At 73.2% G+C, this 18,966-nt stretch carries 13 protein-coding genes; 10 read left to right on the plus strand and 3 right to left on the minus strand.

All coding sequences use genetic code 11. From position 1 onward, the window contains the following. Positions 1-6 precede the first annotated feature (6 nt). The gene (locus WMF20_RS09280) at positions 7-1,848 is read right to left on the minus strand and encodes an adenylate/guanylate cyclase domain-containing protein (protein WP_437612497.1); all 1,842 of its coding nucleotides are present in this window, start codon (positions 1,846-1,848) and stop codon (positions 7-9) included. Between the two features lie 51 nt (positions 1,849-1,899). Next, positions 1,900-3,666, minus strand: coding sequence for an OmpA family protein (locus WMF20_RS09285; RefSeq protein ID WP_437612499.1), 1,767 nt, complete (start codon positions 3,664-3,666; stop codon positions 1,900-1,902). A gap of 68 nt (positions 3,667-3,734) precedes the next feature. Here WMF20_RS09285 and WMF20_RS09290 point away from each other — a divergent pair, with 68 nt between their 5' ends. From WMF20_RS09290 to WMF20_RS09305, 4 genes are all read left to right on the plus strand, one after another. Further along, entirely contained in the window at positions 3,735-6,188 is a 2,454-nt protein-coding gene (locus WMF20_RS09290; RefSeq protein WP_437612501.1) for a FecR domain-containing protein, read from the plus strand. Then, positions 6,185-7,702 carry a serine/threonine-protein kinase gene (locus WMF20_RS09295; RefSeq protein WP_437612503.1) on the plus strand — a complete coding sequence of 506 codons (1,518 nt, stop codon included), beginning with the start codon at positions 6,185-6,187 and terminating at the stop codon, positions 7,700-7,702. Before WMF20_RS09290 ends, WMF20_RS09295 begins: the two co-directional genes overlap by 4 nt. Positions 7,703-8,784: 1,082 nt before the next feature. After that, positions 8,785-10,296: an RICIN domain-containing protein gene (locus WMF20_RS09300; protein WP_437612505.1), complete on the plus strand. Its 1,512-nt coding sequence runs from the start codon at positions 8,785-8,787 to the stop codon at positions 10,294-10,296. 237 nt (positions 10,297-10,533) lie between these two features. After that, positions 10,534-11,973, plus strand: a complete 1,440-nt coding sequence (locus WMF20_RS09305; protein WP_437612507.1) for an RICIN domain-containing protein — start codon at positions 10,534-10,536, stop codon at positions 11,971-11,973. A gap of 88 nt (positions 11,974-12,061) precedes the next feature. Here the strand turns inward: WMF20_RS09305 and WMF20_RS09310 are convergent, their stop codons facing one another. Next, positions 12,062-12,820, minus strand: a complete 759-nt coding sequence (locus tag WMF20_RS09310) for a helix-turn-helix domain-containing protein (RefSeq protein ID WP_437612509.1) — start codon at positions 12,818-12,820, stop codon at positions 12,062-12,064. Positions 12,821-12,952: 132 nt separating this feature from the next. On the opposite strand from WMF20_RS09310, the gene WMF20_RS09315 reads away from it, so the two are divergent. The 6 genes from WMF20_RS09315 (at position 12,953) to WMF20_RS09340 (ending at position 18,882) form a co-directional block, all read left to right on the plus strand. Continuing rightward, the gene (locus WMF20_RS09315) at positions 12,953-13,708 is read left to right on the plus strand and encodes an SDR family oxidoreductase (protein ID WP_437612511.1); all 756 of its coding nucleotides are present in this window, start codon (positions 12,953-12,955) and stop codon (positions 13,706-13,708) included. Between the two features lie 378 nt (positions 13,709-14,086). Then, positions 14,087-15,163 (plus strand): glycosyltransferase family 2 protein, encoded by a 1,077-nt coding sequence (locus tag WMF20_RS09320; protein ID WP_437612513.1) that lies wholly within the window; start codon positions 14,087-14,089, stop codon positions 15,161-15,163. Between the two features lie 104 nt (positions 15,164-15,267). Continuing rightward, complete coding sequence (locus WMF20_RS09325) at positions 15,268-15,906, plus strand: methylthioribulose 1-phosphate dehydratase (protein WP_129574010.1); 639 nt, start codon at positions 15,268-15,270, stop codon at positions 15,904-15,906. Then, positions 15,903-16,445: a 1,2-dihydroxy-3-keto-5-methylthiopentene dioxygenase gene (locus tag WMF20_RS09330; protein ID WP_129574011.1), complete on the plus strand. Its 543-nt coding sequence runs from the start codon at positions 15,903-15,905 to the stop codon at positions 16,443-16,445. Before WMF20_RS09325 ends, WMF20_RS09330 begins: the two co-directional genes overlap by 4 nt. Beyond that, a complete protein-coding gene (mtnC, locus tag WMF20_RS09335) occupies positions 16,442-17,161 on the plus strand; it encodes an acireductone synthase (RefSeq protein ID WP_437612516.1) in 720 nt (239 codons plus the stop codon). The genes WMF20_RS09330 and mtnC overlap by 4 nt, the downstream gene beginning before the upstream one ends. An 899-nt stretch (positions 17,162-18,060) precedes the next feature. Continuing rightward, a complete protein-coding gene (locus tag WMF20_RS09340) occupies positions 18,061-18,882 on the plus strand; it encodes a phytanoyl-CoA dioxygenase family protein (protein ID WP_437612518.1) in 822 nt (273 codons plus the stop codon). Positions 18,883-18,966 lie beyond the last annotated feature (84 nt).

The raw sequence follows: 18,966 nt of genomic DNA on the forward strand, positions 1-18,966 counted from the left end.
CGGTGCTCAGTCCGGATCGAGCGCGTAGACGGCCGTGGTCGTCTTGCGCCCGGTGAGGTTGCGCTCGCCCAGCGCGCGCAGGGGGAAGGCGTCGCCGGCGAGGGACCGGGTCGCCTCCGAGACAAGCACCTGGTTCGGCGCCGCGATCGCCTCGAGCCGCGAGGCGACGTTCACCACGTCGCCGATCACCGTGTACTCCATCCGCTTGTCGGAGCCGACGTTGCCGACGATCGCCTCTCCGGAGTTCACGCCGATGCCGAGGCGGACCTCGACGTCGTACCGCTCGCGCCACTCCTCGTTCGCCGTCTCGAGGAAGCGCATCATGTCCTCGGCGGCCGCGAGCGCGCGCCGCGCGTGATCCGCCTGCGCGAGCGGGGCGCCCCAGACGGCCATGACGCAGTCGCCGATGAACTTGTCGACCGTGCCCCCGTGCCGGAACACGATCTCGGTGAGCATCGAGAAGAGCTCGTTGAGCAGGGCGACCATGCGCTCGGCGTCGCGCGATTCGGCGAGCGGCGTGAAGCCGACCACGTCGGCGAAGAGCACCGACACCGCCGCCCGCTTGCCGCCGAGCGCGAGCGGGTGCTCGCCCCGCACGATCGCGTCGACGACGGCCTTGTCCATGAACCGGCCGAGATCGCCGCGGAGCTTCGCCTCGCGCGCGATCTCGGCCTCCCCCTGCTCGAGATCCGCGGCCATGCGGCCGAGCGAGGCGGCGAGCTCGCCGATCTCGTCGCGCCGCCCGCGGAGCCCCTCGCCGAGCGCGATCTCGCGCCAGCGCCGGGCGCCGATGAGCCGCGCCTGCGCGACGAGGTGGAGGACCGGGCGGGTCACGTGGCGGGCGGTGAAGACCGCGAGGACGAGCGCGAGGACGAGCGCGCCCGCGGCGACCGCGAGGCCGCGGCGCCGCATCTCGTCGAGCGCGGCGAAGGCCACCGGCTCCGGGCGCCAGATCGCGACCGCCCAGCCGAGGTCGGGGAGCGTCTCGATGGCGCCGATCATCCGCTGGCCGCCCTCGTCGTGCGGGCCGAGCACGCTGATCTTGTCGGTCCACACCGCGCCCGGCGGGAGCTTGCCCCAGAGCGGCAAGGCCGAGACGTCGGCGCCCGGCGCGGCGCCCGGCACGCCGAACGCCGCGATCGCCCGGCGATCGTGGCCCGCGATGAGCAGGCGCACCTCGCGGCCGCCGAAGCGGCGCGCGGCGATCGCCGCGAGATCGCGCCCGAGCGCGTCGAGCGCCACCTCCGCGACCACGTAGCCGGCAGGGCCGGCCGGGGAAGGCGGCGCCGCGCCGGCGGGCGCATCGGCCGTGCCGGCGGGCGCATCGGCCGCGCCGGCGGGCGCATCGGCCGCGCCCGCCTCTCCGGGCGGCCGCACGCGGGCCACGAGGAGGCCCCGCGCCGGACCGACCACGCCGAAGCCGACCCCGCGCTCGTCCGCGAGCCGGCGCAGCGCGGCCGGCGCCGCGGGGACGTCCGCGCCGGACGAGGCCTTGCGGATCACGGTGCCGATCCCCGCGTCGGGCACCTCGAGCCGCACCGCGTCGACCAGCGCGCGCGTCGCGACGAGGGCGCGCACCGACGCGACCGCATCCTCGTCCCGGATCGCGCCGCCCGCGGCGTGACCGAAGATGGCCGCCGCCGCGACGACGTCGCTCTCGACGTCCCGGACGAGCTGGATCGAGACCGAGGCCACCTCGGAGAGGATCGCCGCCTGCAAGGCCTCCTCGGACGTCCGCACGGCGCGCCGGTTCACGTCCGCGAGGAGCGTCACGGCGACGGCCACGGGGACGAGCGCGATCCCCGCGAACAGAGCGATCGCCTTGGCCTTGAGCGAGAGCGCCCTCACGCGGAGCCCCCGGCGCGCGCCCGGCGGCGGCGCGCCGCGCCGCGCGCCGGGTCACTCAAGGGGGCCGTCCTTCCAGCCAGCCGCGCCCTCGTCGGTGCGCTTGCGGATCTGGAACTCCACCCGGCGGTTCCGGGCCCGGCCGTCGGGGGTGCGGTTGTCGGCGATGGGCCGGCGCGGACCGAAGCCGCGCGCCTCGAGGCGGCGGGCGTCGATGCCGTGCGCGGTCAGCCACGCGACCACCGCGAGCGCGCGGCGCTGCGAGAGCCGCAGGTTCGCCTGGTCGGCGCCCTGGTTGTCCGTGTGGCCGTCGACGGCGACCCGGGCGATCTCGGGGTGCTCCTCGAGGACCGCCGCGACCTCGGCGAGCAGCTCGAAGCTCTCCGGCTCGATCTCGGCCCTGCCGGTCGGGAACTGGACCTGCTGCAGGATGACGATCTGCGAGCCCTCGATGCGCACCGCGAACGGGCAGCCGTGCGTCGCGCGGTCCTCGCTCGGCTTGCCGCGCTCGTAGGGGCAGGCGTCCGCCGCGTTGGGGATGCCGTCGCCGTCCGTGTCCGCAGGGCAGCCGTGCCTCGACGTCGGCCGGGCCCCCGCGCTCCCGGGCGCGCCGTCGGCCGCGGCGCTGCTCACCCCCGGCTCGTCCGGGCAGCGATCGTCGACATCGTAGATCCCGTCGTCGTCCCGGTCCGGCGGGCAACCGCGCCGGAACGCCTGCCGGACCCCCGCCGCCGCGGCCGGCGGGCGCGCCTCGCCGATGACCCGGGGGCACGCGTCCTCCGCGTCGGGGACCGAATCCCCGTCGAGATCGGCGGCCGGAGCCGGCGCCAGCGCGGCGCCGCGGCCGCCGTCCGCCCCCGCGGGCGCGCCCACGGGGGCCCGAGGCGCGGCCGCGGCCGGCGCCGGCAGGGCGTCCGCGGCGATGCCGAGCGCCGCGAAGAAGCGCGCCTTGGGCGTGCCGGGCAGCCGCCCGAAGCCGGGGCCGGCGCCCGCGTCCAGCGTGAGCGGGCCGAGCGACCAGCGCGCGGTGAGCAGGAGCTCCGCCCCGGCGCGGCCCGGCACCCGGACCGCCGACGCCTCGCCGGCGGCCGCCCACACGGAGAGCTCCGACCCGAGCTGCAGCGGGCCTCTGCGGACGCCGGCGCCCGCGGCGAAGAAGACCTCGCTCCCCGTCAGGCTGTCCGTTGAGGCCGGCTGGAACCGGCCCCCCGCCGAGGCCGACCAGCGGAAGCCCGGGTGCTCCGCCCCCACGATCACCCGCGGCGCGTAGCGCGCGGCGCCCGCGCCGGCGAAGGCCGACGCGTCGCCGGTCGGCAGCCAGACCGAGAGCCCGAGCGCCGCCGCCGGCCAGAGCCCCTCCTGCGGCAGGAGCGCCACCCGGCCGCCCACCTGGAGATCGGCGAGCGCGGCGCCGCCGCCGGGCGCCGTGACGCGGACGTCCCCCAGCGCGCCGGACGCGCCGCCCTGATCCAGCACGAACGGCGCGTCGAGGTCGAGCTTGACCCGCTTGAAGAGCTCCACGCTCGCGAGCGCGTGGAGGATCGCCTGCCGGTCCACCCACGCGACCGCGCCGGCGGGCGCCGTCCCGCGCAGGCTGAGCGGTTGATGAGAATAGGAAAACAGCAGTCCGACCGCCGGCCGGAGCTCGCCCGATACGCCGGCAGAAGGGACAGTGGTTAGCCCGTCGCCCGCGGGCGCGGGAGCGAGCCTGTCGAGCGCGGTGGCCTCCTGCGCCGCGGCCGGCATGGAAGCCGAGGCGGCCGCGACGAGCAGCGGGGAGGCCAGGAGGGGCGCGATGGCGCGCGCCGACCAAAACGCCATCGGTCTGCTCGTATCCCATTGCCTGGTCTCTTGCAACGCCGATCTCGATCCGCTAGCGTGCGGCGGGCGTGGCATCGTCAAGTGGCCAGTCCGTCGCTATCGCGGTGCTCCTCGGCTGCGCCAGCCACGTTGGATACGTCGGCGCGTCGAGCGCCAAAGAGCCGACGCCGGGATATCCAGAGGCGGTCATCCAATGGGGCGTGCAGCGCGGAGAGACGTGCGACCACATCGCAGAGGTCCTCTACGGCTCGTCCAGGCATGTTGGGCTGATCCAGCGATATAACCGCGTCGCGTGCGGCCCGGGCACGGCGCTCGCGGAGGGCCTCACGCTGGTGCTCCCCGCCGAGGTGACGTCGATCCCCGACGCGAAGATCCGGTCGATGCACCCGGACGTGCGCGCGCGGGCGGCGGCCGGCGCCTGGGCGCCCGCGGCGCCGGGGATGCCCCTCGTCGCGAACTCGAGCGTCAACACGCTCGATGAGGGGCGGGCAGACATCGAGTTTGTGGATCGGACTCGGGTGCTGCTCGCGCCCAATACGCTCGTCGTCATCTACGGTACGGCGAGCCGAACGCGGGTATCGAAGACGCCGCCTGCGGCCGTGGAGCTCGCGGACGGCGAGGTGAAGGCCGCGCTCGCCGCGCTGCGCGGCCAGTCGGTCGACGTCGCCACGGGCGGGGGCGGCCGGGTGAGCGCGTCGTCGCGGGACACCGTGGTGCAGCGGCGCGGGGAGCGGACGACGGTCGCGGTGTTCGACGGCAAGGCGGGGGTCAGCTCGGGCGGCGTCTCCGTCGTGGTCCCGAAGGACCATGGCACCCGCTTCTCGGACAGGGCGCCGCCCGCGCGCCCGCGGCCGCTGCCGCCGCCGCCCGAGTGGACGACCGCGGACGTCGCGCCGATCGCGCTCGCCCCGGCGGGGCTCGGCGTCCTGTCGGCGTCGTGGAAGCCGGCGCCCGGGGCGGCCGGCTACCGCGTCGAGGTCGCGCGCGACCCGGAGCTCAACGACCTCGTCGTCCGCGAGGAGGTGAAGCCGGACGTCGTGTCCTTCCGCGCGGAGAAGATGCCGGCCGGCGCCTATTTCCTCCGGGTCCGGGTCATCGATCGGGAGGAGTACCTGGGCGTCGGCGCGGTGCGCCGGTTCCACCTCGTCGCCGCGCGGGTCTCCGGCGGCGTCGCCCCGGCGGCGCGGGAGATCACCGCGAACCCGTACGGGATCGTCGAGCTCACGCCGTCGCCCGCGCTCGAGCTCTCGCTCGACGACGGGCCGTTCGGCCCCATCCCCGAGCGCATCGACCTCCTCCAGCGCGCCCCGCGCGCGCTGCGGCTGCGCGAGCGGGGCAGCGCCGCGGCGGAGCGTGTGCCCGACGCGGTGACGTCGCTCCCGGTCCGCTACACGGCGGTGAGCGCGGCGATCCAGGCGGCGCGCGTGGCGACCGCGGGCGGGCAGGCGCTCGAGGCCCGGGTGGCGCTCGACGGGGTCGCGGGGGTCGACGTCGCGCAGCGGGTGGCGCCGCGCATCGTCGCCCACCTGCCGGGCGGGGTGCGCTCCGCCGCGCTGGCCGGCGGCGAGCAGGGCGGCGCGCTGACCGCGCGGATCCCGCTGCCCCCGGAGGCGGCGCGCCCCGGCGAGCCGCTGCGCGTCCGGCTCGACGTCGCGGACGGCCGCGGCGGCGTGCTCGGCACGAGCGACGTCGAGCTGCCGGCCGCGCCGGGGCCGGCGCGCGCGGCGGTGCCGCCGCCGCCGGCCGCGCCCGTGCTGGGCGCGTACCTCCCGCTCCTGCCGGTGACCCCGGCGGCGGACGCGCTCTGGCTCGGGCCCACGCCGCCGGCCGTGGTGGCCGTGGGCGCGGCCGCGGTGCGCGCCGGGGGCGGCTGGGTCGCGGCGGGGCAGGTGCGCGCGAGCGGCGCCATCGGGCCGCTGGGGCTCGACGCCGCGCTGCGCTCGAACCCTGCCGGCGACGGCGAGGGGGTGGGCAGCACCGGCTGGCTCGGCGCGCGCTTCCGGGCCGTGCGCCTCGAGCGCTCGGCGCTCGAGCTCGGCCCCACGCTTCGCCTGGGCGTGCCCCTGGCCGACGGGGGCCCGCCGGTCCGCGTCGAGCCCGGGGTCGCGCTCGGCGGCGCGGCGGGCCGGCTCACGTGGGTGGTCGACGCGGGCCTCCGCATCCGCGCAGGGCGCGGCGGGGAGGGTGCAGCGGACGGCGAGGGCGGCACGGCGGGCGGCGAGGGCGGCGCAGCGGGCGCCTCGGGCGGCGGCGCGCCGGCCGCGCCGCCGTCGCAGGGCTTCCTCCTGGCGGGTGCGGCGGCCGACGCGGCGCCGTGGCTCCGGCTGCACGGCGCGCTGGATCTGCACCTCGTCCACCGGGACGACGGCGCGAACGACGTGCTCGGCGGCCTGTCCGCGGGCGCGGAGGCGGGCGGCGCGCTGTTCGGGGCGCTGTCCGTGCGGGTGAGCCCGTGGCGCGAGGCGGGCGAGGGCCCGGTGACGGCGCAGATCGCGGTGGGCTTCCGCGAGGCGCCGCCGTGAGCGGCGGCGACGGCGCGCGCCGGCCGCCGGCCGGGGACCCCGACCGCACCGTGCTGAAGGGCGCGCGCGCGCCGGGCACCCAGCTCGCGCCCGACCCGCGCCAGCCCGCCGGCCGCATGGCCGACGCGGAGACGCTCCCCTCCGACGTGCCGGAAGCCGGCCCGTCGCAGCGGGCCGGCGTCGGGCGGGTCCTCGGCGGCAAGTACAACCTCGTGCGGCTGCTCGGCGCGGGTGGGATGGGGGAGGTCTACGAGGCGGAGCACGTCCTGCTCGGCGTCCCGGTCGCGGTCAAGACGATGCACCCGCACATCGCGCTGCTCCCGGAGAGCCGGCGGCGGTTCTTCCGCGAGGCGCGCGCCGCCTCGCGCCTCGTGCACCGGAACGTGGTCAAGGTGCTCGACCTCGGGGGCGACGAGGACGACGAGGAGGAGCTCGTCTACCTCGTGATGGAGCTGCTCAAGGGGCAGTCGCTCGCCGCGCGGCTCCGGGCGTCGCGCGAGCTCATGGACCTCGCGGAGGCGGCGGCCATCTTCGGGGACATCCTCGACGGCGTGGGCGCCGCGCACGCGTGCGGCATCGTGCACCGCGATCTCAAGCCGGAGAACGTGCTGCTGGCCGAGCAGGACGGGCAGCGCGTCGCCAAGGTCGTCGACTTCGGCCTGGCGCACCTCGACGATCCGCTCGACGCCGGCCCGACGCTCACCTCGAACGACATGGTCGCCGGCACGCCGGAGTACATGAGCCCCGAGCAGTGCCGCTCGCTCGCCGTGGGCCCGAGCACAGATCTCTACGCCTGCGGCTGCATTCTCACCGTGCTCTTGCAAGGAACGCCGCCGTTCACCGGTCTTCCGGCGATCGAGCTCATGGCGATGCACATGTTCTCGATCCCGCCGCCGCTGGTCCGGCCGCCCGGGGCGCCGCCGGTCCCGCCGCTCCTGGAGCGGCTCCGGCTGGACCTCCTGGCGAAGCTGCCGGAGCGGCGGCCGGAGAGCGCCGCGGCGGCGCGGGCGCGGCTCGACGAGGCGATGTCGCGGGAGGCGGAGGCGCGTCGGCTGCCCGAGCGCAAGGCGGACGTGCCGCTCGGGGAGCGGGGCGAGCGGGCGCCCCCCTGGCCGCTCGGCGAGACGGCGCGGCTCGCGCCCGTCCCGGAGCGCGCCGTCGGGCTGATCCGGCTCGCGCCGGCGGGCCAGGGGCTCAGCGAGGCGTGCGAGATCGGGCTCGACGCGCAGGGGATCCACCTCACCGAGGTGGCCGACGCCGCCGCGCTGGTCGAGTCGGGGCTCGGGGTGGCCGTGATCGACGCGGGCGCGGACGTGGGGGCGGCGTGCGCGCTGCTCGAGGCGCTCGGCCGCGCGGCGCCCGGCGGCGTGCGGGCCGTCGTGTGCGCGGCGGGGCTCTCCTCGGACCGGATGAACGCGCTCGTCGCGGCGGGGGCCGCCGATGTGGTGCGCTACCCGGTCGCGCCGGACGTGCTGTCGCGCAAGATCGCGCGGGTGGTGCGCCGGGGGCGCTAGAACGCCGATCATGCCGGAATTCGGCAGAAAATCGATTCATGAGAAGAGGACCGCAAGGGCGCAAAGGCGCAAGGGGGCGGGGGAGGAGAAGAATAAAATTCCATCTCTGTCTCCTTGCGCCTCTTGCGCCCTGGCGGTCTCTCCTCTTGCAGCATGTTGCAGCATGGTCCCGCAAAGGCCTATGCCGAGTGGCCCGGGCCCACGCTGAGCGCGGAAGCAGGGGTGAGCTGGACGGCGTGCCGCGGCTCAGCACGCTAGCTGGGTGAATTTGTGAATGCTCACAGCAGCGCGTACCTCGATAACCGAGCGGCGTGCTGGTCGATCGACGTTGACACCGGCCATGTGAACGCTCACACTGTCGACCGGTCGTCATGCTTTTGCTTTGCTCCAGATCGGCCGTCATGCGCATTCAGGAGACGGTCATGAAGTAGCGATCGGTCATGTCGCTCGCGGCTGGGATCGCGGTCCTGGCCAGTGGCGACCCTGGTTGCAGCAATGATCCCAGCGCCGGTGCAGCCGGCAGCGGCGGGAACCCCGGAAGCGACCCGACGTATCCCGTCCAGCAGCAGGCCTCTCCGGGGAACTGCGCCATGAACATCTGGCGGTGTCGTACGGCAACGCCAGCCGTCCATCTCACTCCAGCTTTTCGAGCGCGCTCGCATGCCGAGCGCGGCCGGCGCGGCCGGCGCGGCCCGCCGGCCGCAGGCGATCTTCGACGAGATTCGCACGAGATTCGCGCGCCTGGCGCGCCGGGCGATCGCGTCCGTCGAGGACTCGGCCCCATGTCGGCGTCGAGTTACCATCATGACTCCGCATCTGAGCTTATCGCACCTTTATGAGGATCAGGCCCGCTCGCGATGCACAATCGGCTTGACGGGCATGCCAGCCCGGAACAATAGATACCCTCATCGCGTTGCCTGGCGCACGCGAAATGAACTTATCCACTCTGCGCGGCAATGGCCAGCGCGGCGGACCGCTCGGGAGCCTTGAGCGCGCGGCGAGCGACCCCGACCTGCGCGAGGGCAGCGTCGAGAAGTGAGAAGATTCCAGTTTTACTTACTTAGCAGGACGAGGAGAACGAGATGAGGTTCGGAACCAAGCAGAGCTTGCTTGCGGCGGCGACGGGCGTCCTCGCCGTGTCGTGCGTCGTCGGCCCCGAGGGGGCGTACGACGCCGAGATCGAGGAGCAAGGCTCGCTCGAGGGCGCCATCACGGTCGATACGAACGCGGTCTACACGATCGTCGGCGTCCAGAGTGGAAAATGCGTGCAGGTGGCAGGAGGCAGCACCGCTGATGCAGCGGCCATGCAGATCGCCAGCTGCAACGGCTCGACGCGGCAACAGTTCCGGATGGAATCGGCGGGCGGCGGCTACTATCGCATCCGCAACGTCAACAGCAACCGTTGCATGGACGTCACGGGCGCCTCCACCGGCGACGGCGCCGCCATCCAGCAATACTCCTGCTGGACCGGGACAAACCAGCAGTGGTCGTTCACGGACGTCGCCAGCGGCGTCGTGCGCATCACCGCGCGCCACAGCGGCAAGTCCCTGGACGTCTACGGCCGCGGCACCGCGGACGGCACCGCCGTGATTCAATGGGCGTCGAACGGCGGCACCAATCAGCAATTCCGACTCACGCCCGTGGGCTCGGGAACCGGCGGCAGCGGCGGCAGCGGCGGCACCGGCGGCACCGGCGGCAGCGGCGGCACCGGCGGCAGCGGCGGCACCGGCGGCACCGGCGCCGGGGGCGGAACCGGCGGCGGGGGCGGCACCGGCGGCACGTGCACCGCGTCGCGACCGGCTGGTCGAAACGTGTCGGGGAGCGGCCCTCATCAGGTGGTCGTCGAGACGAATTCAGACCCGGGCATCAACCAGGGCACGATCTTCCGTCCGGCGGATCTCAGTGGAGCCACCAAGTATCCGATCTTCGTCTGGGGGCAGGGCGGATGCTCGCGAGACGGGCTCGCGAATCAAGCGGCCATGGCCGAAATTGCCTCGCATGGCTACCTCGTGGTGGCGGACGGGACACCGGGAAACACGCAGCCCAACCGCGACCTCGGGAGCGGAGGCGACGTGCTGCGCGGCTACGTCGACTGGGTGATCGCCCAGAATGAGAAGCCTTGCAGCGCCTACTACCAGAAAATCGAGACCACGAAGGTCGCCGCGAACGGCTTCTCCTGCGGCGGCTTGATGGCGGCGGGGACCGCTGCAGATCCCAGGATGACGACCTGGGGACACACGAGCAGCGGCTCTTTCTCGGCGAATCAGTCGTTCTACAACTCGATTCATACACCCGTGTTGATCGTCACCGGCACCGCGGATAGCCTGGGTGCGAACCAGAACGGCGCGAGAGACTTCCAGAACATCGCCGCCCTGGGTGATATCCCGGTCATGATGTTCGCCAAGGTCGGCGCGGATCACGGGGGCGATCTGTGGGCCCGGAACGGCGGCGAGTTCACTCAGGTCAACCTGGCGTGGCTCAACTGGTGGCTCAAGGGCGACGAATCGGCCACCGGCAAGGGCATGCTCGTCGGCCCGAGCTGCCGCTTCTGCACCGACAGGACCTGGCAGATCTCTTCTGCCAATCTGCCCTAGAGTGGCTCGCTCGAACCGCCTTGCTCCGAGGAGCAGGGCGGTTCGACCGACCCTGGCGCACGCAGAGCGAACCCATCCACCCTGCGCGCGTCTCTACGTTCATCCGCGGCGGCGATGGCCGGCGCGGCGGCCCGCTCGGGAGCCTTGAGCGCGCGGCGAGCGACCACGACCTGCGCAAGGGCAGCGTCGAGCAGTGAGAAGATGGCAGTTTCACTTACTTGACAGGAGGAGGACGAGATGAGATTCGGAACCAAGCAGGGCTTGATTGCGGCGGCGACGGGCGTACTCGCCGTGTCGTGCGTCGTCGGCCCCGAGGGGGCGTACGACGCCGAGATCGAGGAGCAAGGCTCGCTCGAGGGCGCCATCACGGTCGATACGAACGCGGTCTACACGATCGTCGGCGTCCAGAGTGGAAAATGCGTGCAGGTGGCCGGAGGCAGCACCGCTGATGGAGCGGCCATGCAGATCGCCAGCTGCAACGGCTCGACGCGGCAACAGTTCCGGATGGAATCGGCGGGCGGCGGCTACTATCGCATCCGCAACGTCAACAGCAACCGTTGCATGGACGTCACGGGCGCCTCCACCGGCGACGGCGCCGCCATCCAGCAATACTCCTGCTGGACCGGGACAAACCAGCAGTGGTCGTTCACGGACGTCGCCAGCGGCGTCGTGCGCATCACCGCGCGCCACAGCGGCAAGTCCCTGGACGTCTACGGCCGCGGCACCGCGGACGGCACCGCCGTGATTCAATGGGCGTCGAACGGCGGCACCAATCAGCAATTCCGACTCACGCCCGTGGGCTCGGGAACCGGTGGCACCGGCAGCACCAGCAGCACCAGCAGCACCAGCAGCACCAGCGGCAGCGGCGGCAGCGGCGGCAGCGGCGGCAGCGGCGGCAGCGGCGGCTCCGGCGGCAGCGGCGGCTCCGGCGGCGGCACCGGCACCGGCGGCGTGCGCAGCGCCGGCTGCGGCATTCCCACCTCCCTCGCCAGCGGTAACCGCACCATCAACGTCAACGGCACCACGCGCCAGTACGTGCTCGACATTCCGGCGAACTACGACCCGAACAAGGCGTATCGGCTGGTGTTCGGCTGGCACTGGCGCGGCGGATCGGCGAGCGACGTCGTGAACAACGGGTACTATGGGCTCAAGGCGCTGGCGAACGGCAGCGCCATCTTCGTCTCGCCGAACGGCATCGACAACGGCTGGGCCAACACGGGCGGGCGCGACATCGCCTTCGCCCGCGCCATGGTCGACCACCTCGAAGCCAACCTGTGCGTCGACACGAGCCGCGTCTTCTCGACCGGGTGGAGCTTCGGCGGGATGATGTCGAACGCGCTGGGCTGTGATATGCCCGACGTCTTCCGGGCCATCGCGCCGATGTCCGGCGCCCTCTACAGCGGCTGCAACCAATCCAACACCCAGCCCGTCGCCGTCTGGATGTCGCACGGCCTGTCCGACAGCGTCGTCCCCATCTCGGCCGGGAGGTCGGCGCTCGACGTCTTCGTGCGCAAGAACGGCTGCAGCACCGAGACGACCCCCGTAGGCCCGAGCTCGTGCGTCGCCTATCAAGGGTGCCGGGAGGGCTACCCGGTGCACCGCTGCGAGTTTGCCGGTGACCACCAGCAGCCGAGCTTCGCGAGCTCGGCCATCTGGAACTTCTTCTCGCAATTCTGACCTCGCGCCCCGCCGACGCGGCGGCTCGGGCAGCGGCAGACGCGCCTGCCCGAGCCGCCGCGTTGCCCCGCTCCGCCCGTGAGCTGTCCTACATGCTGCGCGCGTACTGGCCGGGCGTGGTGCCGACGATGCGCCGGAAGTGCCGGTTGAGCTGGCTCTGGTCGTAGAGGCCGACCTGCGGGGCGATGTCGCGCGGCTTCACGCCGGCGGCGAGCATCTCCTTCGCGCGCATGATCCGCAGCCGCGTCAGGTACGCGTACGGAGACATGCCGACCTGCGCGCGAAACGCGCGGCACAGGTGGTACTTGTCGAGGCCGGCGTGCGCAGCGAGGTCGTCGAGCGTCACCGGCTCGGCGAGCCGCTCTCGCAGGAGCTCGATCGCGCGGCGCACCGGTCGCGTGTGCTCGCGCTGCGCGTCACCCATCGCCGCGAGCGCTGCGATCGCCTCGGCGACCGCGGCCTCGAGCACGAGACGATCGGCGCCGGCGCGCACCGCGTGATGCAGGCGGTGGAACGCCGCGCCCCGCTCGTCACCGGCGTCGAGCTGTGGATGGACGCAGACCTTGCCGATCGCGCTCTCGACCATCTGCGCCGAGAGCGCGACGCACTGGCCCGTGCCCGGGCCGTCGCGCGAGATGTCGCGGTGCACGTCGCCGGGCTGCAGGATCTGCAACGAGCCCGGGCCGCAGCTCCACACCTTTCCGCGGCTCCACCACTCCGTGCGCCCAGCCTCGATGCGGGCGATCGCGTACGTTTCCTTCATGCCGCCGTAGAGCTCGTCGGTCGACCAGCGCGTCACGCGCACGCCGGGCACGGGGACGGGAAGGAGCTCGGCACGGGTCGTCACGCCCCCATTGTACGACCGGCGCGGCCCCTCGGCTTGGGCATTCTTGGCGGCCGGCTTGGGCATTCTTGGCTGCCCTCTCGACCGGCCAAGAATCGCCAAGGCAGCGCCCGCGGAGATCGCTATCCAGGGGACATGCACGACAAACCCGTCGCCCTCGTCACGGGGGCCAACAAAGGTATCGGCCACGCGATCGCGAAGGAGCTCGCGGCGCGCGGCTACACGGTGCTCGTCGGCTCGCGCGACCTCGCGCGCGGCGAGGCCGCCGCGAAGCAGATCGCCGGCGATGCTCGCGCGATCGCGCTCGACGTCACGAACGCCGACTCGATCGCCGCCGCAGCAGCGCGGATCCGTCGCGAGCTCGGCCGGCTCGACGTCCTCGTCAACAACGCTGGCATCGTCAAAAGCGGAGCACAGAGCGGGGTCACGGTCGAGGAGATCGTTCAGAGCGGGCGGCCGAGCGTGGCCTCGCTCGCCGACGTCCGCGAGGTGTTCGAGACCAACGTGTTCGGCGTGATCGCCGTGACCCAGGCGATGCTGCCGCTCCTCCGCGAGGCGCCGGCCGGGCGGATCGTCAACATGTCGAGCAGCCTCGGCTCGCTCACCTTGATCAGCGATCCCGCCACGCCGAACCGCAGCGTCGGCGGCGTCGCGTACACCCCGTCGAAGAGCGCGCTCAACGCGGTGACGGTCGCGTTCGCGCAGGAGCTCGCCGGCACCGCGATCAAGGTCAACGCGGCGTGCCCCGGCTACGTCGCGACCGATCTCAACGCGCACAGCGGAACGCGCACCGTCGCCGAAGGAGCGCGCGAGCCGGTGCGGCTCGCGCTGCTCGGCCCCGACGGGCCGACTGGCACCTTCTCGGACGACGCAGGCCCGATCCCCTGGTGAGGAGACGCGCGCGCGCCAGCGTGTTCTGGATTCAGGCAGCGGGATGAGCCCCGGGGCCAATCCGGCCTCGTGAACGGCCCCACGCTCGACGATGAAGTCTTCGTCCAAAGCCGGTTCCTGATGGACTCTCCCTTCGGCCAGCCGTGATCCCATCCGCCGGCCCCCCTCGCTCGGCCTCGCGAGCGGGCAGCTCGGCAAGAGCTCGCCCGCCGATGTGCAGCCCGAGCCCAGCGGCCTGCTCACCCGCGTTCCCGGCCCTCCCGCGCGGCACGGTTTGCTCCGGTCGGCCCCGCGACGCCTCATGGCCCCGCGCTTGTATCCGCCTCTCGTACAGTCCAGCGTCGGGTCGGTTCGACCCGAGAGAGACGGGGGGAGTTCATGGATCCATCGGCGAGCGCGCCCCTCTCGGGCCGCCTCTCGCTGCGCCCGCTCGCCGAGCGGCCGCGGTGCAGCATCGTCATTCCCTGTTACAACGAGGAGCGCTACATCGAGGACGTCCTCCGCTGCGCCCTGAAGCAGCGTTATCCTCCCGAGCTCCTCGAGATCTTCGTGGTCGACGGCGGCTCGAGCGACAGGACACGGGAGATCGTCGCCCGCGTCGCGGCGGAGGAGCCGCGGGTGACGCTCCTCCACAACCCCGCCCGGATCCAGGCCGCGGCGATGAACATCGGCATTCGCCGAGCGCGAGGCGACGTGATCGTCCGGATGGACGCGCACGCCGATTACGCCGGAGACTACGTGGCCGCGTCGGTCGCCGCGCTCCGGAGGACCGGCGCACTCAACGCGGGCGGCGCGGCGCGGGCGCGCCACCGGAACCGCTTTCAGCGGGCGCTCTGCGCCGCGCTCTCGAGCCCGCTCGGCGTCGGCGGCTCGGCCTACCGCGACCCCTCGCGCGAGGGCTTCGTCGAGTCCGTCTTCAACGGGGCCTTCCGGCGCGAGGCGTTCGAGATCGCCGGCCTCTACGACCCGGACGCGATCACCAACGAGGACGCCGAGCTCAACCAGCGCATCATTGAGGCCGGCGGCGCCGTCTACCTGTCCCGGGACATCGTCGCGTACTACTACCCGCGATCGTCCCTGCCAGCGCTCGCGCGGCAGTACTTCGCCTATGGCAAGGGGCGCGCCCGCACCCTGCTCCGCCGCCGGAGGCTCCTGTCGCTCCGGCCGATGCTGCCGTTCTTCCTGGTGACCGCCGCCGCGCTGCTCGCCCTCGCGTCCGCCCTGCTGCCGTCCGTCCGACCCGCGCTCGCGCTCGCGGCGCTCGGGTATGCCGCGCTCGTCATCGCGGCGTCGCTCCGGCTCGCGCGGAGCGCCTCGCCCGGCGATTTCCCCTTGCTCTGCGCGATCTTCCCCGCAATGCACGCGGCGCACGGGCTCGGGTTCTGGGCCGGCCTGCTCCGCGGCGCGCGCGACCGCGCTGGACGGCGCGCGGAGGGCCGCCTGCCGACGTCGTGACGCGCGGAGGCGAGGGCGCGCCGAGCGCGGCTGTCCCGGACTCTGCGGCTCGGGCCGCCGGGTGGCGCGTTGATCGGCCGGGCTCGCTTTGGTATGGTCGCGCGGTGAGCGCGCGCGGGACGTCGTTGGCCTCGTTCTCCTCGGTCGCAGCCGAGCTCATCGAGCTGTCCCGCTGGTGCTACGAGCGCGGCTGGACGCCGGCCACGAGCGGCAACTTCTCCGCCCGGCTCGGCGAAGGCACCATCGCGATCACCGCGTCCGGGCGGCCGAAGGGCGCGCTCGGCCCGTCGGACATCGTGGTCGTGAACGCGGACGGCCGCCTGGTCGGGCCGTCCGCCAGCCGCCCGTCGGCCGAGACGGCGCTCCACTGCCAGCTCTACCGGCGCTCCGCCGCCATCGGCGCCGTCGCGCACACCCACTCGCGGGCCGCGACGGTGCTCTCGCGCCGGTGCGCGCAGGAGGGATACGTGACCCTCGCGGGCTACGAGGTGGCGAAGGCGCTCTCCGGGGTGACGACGCACGACCGCACGGTGCTCCTCCCCGTCTTCGTCAACACGCAGGACATCCGGAAGCTGGCCGAGGACGTCGAGGCGTTCATGTCGGCGCACCCGCCGGTGCACGGCTACCTCATCGCCGGCCACGGGCTCTACACCTGGGGCGCGGACATCGCGGACACGATCCGCCACATCGAGGCGCTCGAGTTCATGCTCGACTGCGCGCTGCTGGAAGGGAGGCTCTCATGAGCTTGCTGCGGGTGTACCGGGAGAACGATCCGACGAAGGCCGAGGAATACACGACGCTCGAGGACATCGCCCGCGTCGCCGGCGCGTCGCAGATCCGCTTCGAGCGCTGGTCCGCCGAGCGCCCGCTGCCGCCCTCGGCGTCGCCGGAGCAGGTGCTCGAGGCGTACGCCGGCCCGGTGAAGCAGCTCTCCGAGGCGTGCGGGTTCGTCACGGCGGACGTGATCTCGGTCTCCCCGAGCACGCCGAATCACGCGGAGCTCCGGCGGAAGTTCCTGGACGAGCACATCCATACCGAGGACGAGGCGCGCTTCTTCGTCGAGGGGCGCGGGCTGTTCTGCATCCATCAGGGGGAGCGCGTGCTCTCTTTCCTGGTCGAGAAGGGCGACCTCATCAGCGTTCCTGCCGGGACGCGGCACTGGTTCGACATGGGGCCTGCGCCGTCGTTCACCTGCATCCGGTGGTTCTCCGATCCGAAGGGGTGGGTCGCCGAGCACACCGGGTCGGACATCGCGTCGCGCTTCCCGAGGCTCGCGGCGTGAGCACGGCGTCGATCCCCGCGCGCGCGGTGCTGGTCGACATCGAGGGGACCACGACGGACGTGCGCTTCGTGCACGAGACGCTGTTCTCGGTGGCGCGCCGGGACCTGGCCGCGTACGTGTCGGCGCACGCCGGGAGCCCGGAGGTCGAGGCGGCCCGGAGCGCGGTCGCGCGCGAGCGGGGCGCGCCCGCGCAGGCGGTGAGCGACGGCGAGCTCGCGGCGGCGCTGCGCGCGTGGATCGACGAGGATCGCAAGGAGACGGCGCTGAAGGCGCTGCAGGGGAAGATCTGGCGCAGCGCCTACGAGTCGGGCGGGCTCCGGAGCCACGTGTACGCGGACGTGGCGCCGGCGCTGCGGCGGTGGCGGGAGCGCGGGGCGACGCTCGCGGTGTTCAGCTCCGGGTCGGTCGAGGCCCAGAAGCTCCTGTTCCAGCACACGACATCCGGGGACCTGACAGGGCTCTTCACGGCGTTCTTCGACACGACGACCGGACCGAAGCGGGAGGCGGGGGCTTACCAGCGGATCGCGGAGGCGCTCGGGGTGCAGCCGGGAGAGGTGCTGTTCCTGTCCGACGTGGCGGCGGAGCTCGACGCGGCGGCGGCGGCGGGGATGCGCACGGTGCAGCTGCTCCGGCCAGGGACGGCGCGGGAGCCGGGGAGCCGGCACGCGGCGGCGGAGCGGTTCGACGAGATCGCGGTGGAGCCGGGGCAACCGTAGGCGCTGAGCCGACTGCAGCGGAGCCAGCGGGGGAGGGCGTGCGGCGCGGGCGGGGGGCGGCGGGGCGGTCCCACAAACTCGCGCCTTTTGGTGGCTATGGCCATGGGAACGGGTGGGGCGATCGGGGGGCGAATCGCTGCGCCGCGGGCCGGCGCTCGGGGTTGTGGGGGCCTGCCCCGCCGCCCCCCGCCCGCGCCGCACGCCCTCCCCCGCTGGCTCGTTCCGTTGGGGGGTTGGGGGCGGTCGAGGGGGCGAGATGAGCTACGACCGCGTCGCCAAGAGCTATTACGTCGATAGCTATAGGATCGGCGGAGTCGAGCTTCAATTCGGCGGCGCGCCGTAGACGCGGGCGGGGGAGGGCAGTCTTGCCCTCGCGGAAACGTCAGCCCCAGCAGAGGAACGCGGCGACGAGCCCCGAGAGCACGACGACGATCGCGAGCCCGACGAGCGATATGTCACGGCGGCAGCGTGACGGTCCCCGTGACATGTCGCGGCGGCAGCGTGACAGTCCCCGTGACATGTCACGGCGGCAGCGTGACAGCCCCCGTGACATGTCACGGAGACGGCGCCCCATGAGCGCGGCGCCCTCGCCGGCCGCATGGCGCGCTAAAGCGGAGCCTTTCCGCGGACCTGCGCTCCGCGCCCGGCGCCTTCCGCGCTCCCGCCGTGCCCTCCACCTCCAGGACCACCGCCGGGCGCCGGACACGGCCGGCGCTCTGTGAGCGAGAACACGTGATTGGCCCGCAAAGTGCATTGTCTACCGGGCACAGCAGCATCGCCGTGCGCCAGGGGGATGACCGCGCACGCGCTCAACGCTGCGTCGCAATCGTTCCACGACGCTGTATCTGCCGCTCGCCGTCGCGTTGATGACGGCCATGACCACGGGAGGAGATCCGCTCATGAAGCTCACGAAGACTCAGCTGGACGCCTACCATCAAGACGGGTTCGTGATCATCCCGAACGTGCTGTCCGACGCCGAGCTCGGGCGCATCCGGGCCGACACCCGCGTCGCGCTCGCCGAGGAGTCTCCGCGCCGCGTCCTCGAGCGGGACGGGCAGACCGTGCGCGGCGTTCACGGCCAGCACAAGACGTTCGAGAGCTTCGCCAGGCTGGTCCGCCACCCTCGTCTCGTCGAGCCGTGCCGCCAGATCCTGGCGGATGAGGTGTTCGTCTATCAGTTCAAGATCAACCTCAAGGCGGCGTTCGCCGGCGAGCTCTGGCCCTGGCACCAGGACTTCATCTTCTGGCGTGAAGAGGACGGCTTGCCCGAGCCCCGGCTGGTCAACGTCGCTGTCATGGTCGACGACAACACGGAGTCGAACGGCCCGCTCATGTTCCTCGCCGGCTCGCACCGCGAGGGCGTCATCGAGGTGCGCCCGTCCGCGAGCCAAGGCGGGGCCTACGCGGGCGAACCGGCGTGGATCCACAACCTGACCGCGGACCTCAAGTACGTGCTGAGCCGCGAGCAGGTGCGCTACCTCGCGGCTCGCCACCCCGTACGGACCGCGCTGGGATCCGCCGGCTCCGTGCTCCTGTTCCACCCGAACCTCGTACATGGGTCGAGCAACAACATCACGCCGATCGACCGGTGCCTCATCCTGGTCACGTACAACAGCGTCCTCAATCGAGCTCACCCGGTCTCGATGCCGCGGCCCGAGTTCCTCGCGAGCCGTGACTACACCCCGGTCATCGCCGGCCCCGAGAGCATCCTCACGGAGTGATCGCCTCCCCCACGAGCGGATCGGCTGACCAGGAGACATTTCCGACCGGCGCACGAGGCGCCGCGCCTTCGCAGGGAATTTGCA

Origin of the sequence: Sorangium sp. So ce834 (genome assembly GCF_051521425.1) — a bacterium.
Taxonomy (GTDB): domain Bacteria; phylum Myxococcota_A; class Polyangia; order Polyangiales; family Polyangiaceae; genus Sorangium; species Sorangium cellulosum_D.